This window comes from Vibrio sp. V19_P1S1T109 (genome assembly GCF_002241375.1).
In the GTDB taxonomy this organism is placed as follows: Bacteria; Pseudomonadota; Gammaproteobacteria; order Enterobacterales; family Vibrionaceae; genus Vibrio; species Vibrio anguillarum.
Genome location: NZ_NDIM01000074.1, coordinates 1 through 3,978 on the forward strand (window position 1 = coordinate 1; position 3,978 = coordinate 3,978).

Here is a 3,978-nt window from a genome sequence, read left to right on the forward strand (position 1 = left end):
TATCACCACAGTTAACGGTAAGATGATCAGAAACCACGGCCAGAATTGTTTATACCAAGGAGTTACCATAAAAAAGTTCTCAACAACAAAATAAAGAAGGCTTATTAAAAAGAGAAGAAAGACAGCCCTAATAAAGAGCTGCCTTTGTTGTGCAATTAGTTCTCTGTATTGCTTAAACTCCACACGTAGGCAGCAACCAGTTGAACTTTATCTTCACCGAGAATGTCATTCCAAGCAGGCATAACACCTGATCGGCCATGCATGACCGTTTGAGTAACATCGGCTCTTGAGTCACCAAATAACCAATCGTTATCAGTAAGATCAGGTGCTCCAAACGCAGGGTTACCTTTACCATCCGTACCATGACAAGCGGCGCAAACGACGAAGCGAGCTTTACCTGCTTCCGCTTCTCGAACGTTCACAGAACGCCCAGAAAGGCTTAGGGTATAACTCACCACTTCCTTCACACCTTGCTCACCGAGGACATCTTTCCAAGCTGGCATTTGTCCAATACGACCATGTCGGATAGTGGTCACAATCGCTTCTGGTTCACCACCATATAACCAAGCATTATCGGTTAGATTCGGAAAGCCTTTTTGACCACGAGCGTCAGAACCATGACACTGAGAGCAGTTTTGTAAGAATAAACGCTGACCAACCTTCAATGCATCAGAATCTGCTGCAATTTCAGGAATAGGGCGTAAATCCGAACCGCCGCCAGTATAAGCTAAGCGTTTAAATGCTTCACCAAAGTAGGTGTTTGCGTCATCTAACTCTTTTGCATACTGTACTAACACTTTATTGTTTTGCGCATTTGCAATCGAGGCTTTGGACTCATCAAGAGAGCGAATGGTTTGATCTGAACTTTGCCAACCAAGTACACCTTTAAAACTACCTAACCCAGGATAGAGGGTCAGATAGATAGCGGCAAAAATAAACGTACTAATAAAAAGATAGGTCCACCATTTAGGCAGAGGGTTGTTGAGCTCACGAATACCATCGTATTCATGGCCCATATCCGAGCCTTCTTCCACTCCCATTTTGTCTTTTAAACACCAAACGAGCAGAATCGCACAGCCCAGCAAAGTTCCCACCGTAATGATGATGACCCATAGACTCCAAAATGTCGTCATTGTTTAGTCACTCCTTGTTCCTTAGAGGATTTGGGCTGTTCATCGGCAAAAATGAGGTTAGCCGCTTCATCGAAACGAGCTTTACGGTTTTTGCCATAGGCCCACCACACTACGCCTATAAAACAGACGAACAGCACTATGGTCCAAATACTGTGAATAGTACCGATATCCATAACTACCCCTTACTTCATTGCGTGACCAAGAGATTGAAGATAAGAAATGATTGCATCCATTTCTGATTTCCCTTCGACATCTTTTGCTGCATTAGCGATTTGTTCATCGGTATACGGCACACCAAACTGATTACGGAATAATTCAAGTTTGCTTTGCGTAAGCTTGCCGTCCAACACATTTTTTGCTAGCCAAGGAAAACCGGGCATGTTTGATTCAGGAACCAGTTCGCGAGGATTAGTCAAGTGAACTCGATGCCATTCATCAGAATAACGACCACCAACACGAGCCAAATCAGGCCCAGTCCGCTTCGAACCCCACACAAATGGATGCTCCCAAACACTTTCACCAGCCACCGAATAATGACCATAACGCTCCGTTTCGGAACGGAATGGGCGAATCATTTGGCTATGGCAAACGTTGCAACCTTCGCGAATATAGATATCGCGGCCTTCAAGTTGCAGCGCAGTGTAGGGCTTAAGATTTTCAACAGGCTCAGTAGTTTGCTTTTGGAAAATCAATGGCGTGATTTCAACCAAGGCTCCCCAACTGATGGCAAAAATAATGAAAATAGCCAGTAAACCGACATTACGTTCGATGATTTCATGGCGATTATTAGAACTCATTCTTTCATCTCCTTATGCCGGTTGAGGAATAGCTTTTAAGCTATTATCTGGTGCAAAAACCGTTTTATACGTGTTGTAAGCCATCAGGAACATACCTGCTAAGAAGATAAATCCACCAATGAATCGAACGGTATAGAATGGGTAAGAGGCTTGGACAGACTCAACAAAACTGTACGTTAACGTACCGTCAGAGTTAACAGCACGCCACATCAAGCCCTGCATAACACCTGAAATCCACATCGCAACGATGTAGAGCACCGTACCAATAGTCGCTAACCAGAAGTGAGCATTGATCAGACCAACAGAGTACATACGCTCTTGGTTAAATAGGCGAGGAATTAAATGGTATACCGAACCAATCGACACCATTGCCACCCAGCCTAGAGCTCCAGAATGCACGTGACCAATGGTCCAGTCGGTGTAGTGTGACAGTGCGTTAACTGTCTTAATCGACATCATTGGTCCTTCAAACGTAGACATTCCGTAGAATGATAATGAAACGATGAGGAATCGTAAGATTGGGTCATAGCGCAGTTTATGCCAAGCACCAGATAACGTCATGATCCCGTTGATCATCCCGCCCCATGAAGGAGCAAACAACACTAACGACATCACCATGCCAAGTGACTGAGTCCAGTCAGGCAGAGCAGTGTAGTGTAAATGGTGCGGACCTGCCCAAATGTAAAGAGAGATCAAAGCCCAAAAGTGAACAATCGATAAACGGTATGAATAAACAGGGCGTTCAGCTTGTTTTGGTACAAAGTAATACATCATACCAAGGAAGCCGGCAGTAAGCAGGAAACCCACCGCATTATGACCGTACCACCACTGAACCATAGCATCCACCGCCCCAGCGTAAACTGAATACGATTTACCCATAGAAACAGGGATTGCCATGCTATTTACAATATGTAATACAGCAACAGTAAGGATAAAAGCTCCGAAGAACCAGTTTGCCACATAGATATGTGCCGTCTTACGTTTGACGAGTGTTCCAAAAAACACTATCGCATAAGATACCCATACAAGAGCAATGGCGATATCAATTGGCCATTCTAATTCCGCGTATTCTTTACCGGAGGTATAACCCAAAGGTAAAGTTATTGCTGCAGATAAAATAATGGCTTGCCATCCCCAAAAAGTGAAGGGCACAAGAGGACCACCAAATAGACGAGTTTGACAAGTACGCTGAACAACATAATAAGATGTTGCAAAGAGGGCACTTGTACCAAACGCAAAAATAACCGCATTAGTATGCAGAGGACGTAAGCGACTGTACGTCAACCACGGCGTATCAAAGTTTAGCTGTGGCCAAACTAATTGAGCGGCAATCAAAACACCTACAGCCATACCAACAATACCCCAGAGAATAGTCACTAAGGTAAATTGCCGAACAACTGTATAGTTGTAGTTTTGTTCAAGCTGCTTTTCTTGGCTCATTTGCATGCTTCCAATTTCTAATTAACTACACTTTACTTCCAACACGACACATGTCGTAATGCCCCCCAAATCCACAATAGAAATACTGCTTTATCATAACGTTACTATCTATTGCTGACTTTTAAAAAAAGTGGCATTTTCAACCGTCAACTATACTGCAATTAACAATTCAATGACAGAGTAGTAACCTTACAGTTGTTCAGGATTTGGCCTTTTATTTCAAAACTTTGAAGTTTGTTACACGAGGAAGGAAGCATCATGGCTTCAGAAAAGCTTACAAAACACAGGTTTGCTCAAATACTAATCGCATTACTCATTCTTTTGGTCGCTTTTTTCTGGAGGACTTTTTCTTATCAAAACGTCGACATGACGAGCTGCACTCCAACGCCAAATTGTTCTGTATTTGTAAATGAACAGGAAATTATAGTGATTAAAGATGATAAAAACCCAAATCAATACATAATTGGGCCACGAATTCCTGAACTAGAAATACATACAAATGGAACACTTATTCAACATTCCGACCACTGGATAATCCAACCAAATTCACCCAATAAACCTATAACTTTCAAGATAATTGGAAAAAGATCCTCGATATAAACTCTTAC

General features: G+C 42.7%; 5 protein-coding genes and 1 pseudogene. 1 reads left to right on the top strand and 5 read right to left on the bottom strand.

Translation table 11 applies throughout. From position 1 onward, the window contains the following. The 5 genes and pseudogenes from B9J87_RS17885 to ccoN form a co-directional block, all read right to left on the bottom strand. Window positions 1-183, bottom strand: a pseudogene (locus tag B9J87_RS17885) (FixH family protein); the annotation flags it as partial. Beyond that, a complete protein-coding gene (gene ccoP, locus B9J87_RS03580) occupies window positions 156-1,133 on the bottom strand; it encodes a cytochrome-c oxidase, cbb3-type subunit III (RefSeq protein ID WP_013856895.1) in 978 nt (325 codons plus the stop codon). The pseudogene B9J87_RS17885 and the gene ccoP, both read right to left, overlap by 28 nt. Then, complete coding sequence (locus tag B9J87_RS03585) at window positions 1,130-1,306, bottom strand: CcoQ/FixQ family Cbb3-type cytochrome c oxidase assembly chaperone (RefSeq protein ID WP_010320252.1); 177 nt, start codon at window positions 1,304-1,306, stop codon at window positions 1,130-1,132. Before B9J87_RS03585 ends, ccoP begins: the two co-directional genes overlap by 4 nt. 9 nt (window positions 1,307-1,315) lie before the next feature. After that, window positions 1,316-1,930, bottom strand: coding sequence for a cytochrome-c oxidase, cbb3-type subunit II (gene ccoO / locus B9J87_RS03590; RefSeq protein ID WP_013856896.1), 615 nt, complete (start codon window positions 1,928-1,930; stop codon window positions 1,316-1,318). A gap of 12 nt (window positions 1,931-1,942) precedes the next feature. Then, a complete protein-coding gene (gene ccoN / locus B9J87_RS03595; protein WP_026027333.1) occupies window positions 1,943-3,370 on the bottom strand; it encodes a cytochrome-c oxidase, cbb3-type subunit I in 1,428 nt (475 codons plus the stop codon). Window positions 3,371-3,628: 258 nt separating this feature from the next. Here ccoN and B9J87_RS17890 point away from each other — a divergent pair, with 258 nt between their 5' ends. Further along, window positions 3,629-3,970 carry a hypothetical protein gene (locus B9J87_RS17890; RefSeq protein WP_019282271.1) on the top strand — a complete coding sequence of 114 codons (342 nt, stop codon included), beginning with the start codon at window positions 3,629-3,631 and terminating at the stop codon, window positions 3,968-3,970. The last annotated feature ends 8 nt before the right edge of the window (window positions 3,971-3,978 follow it).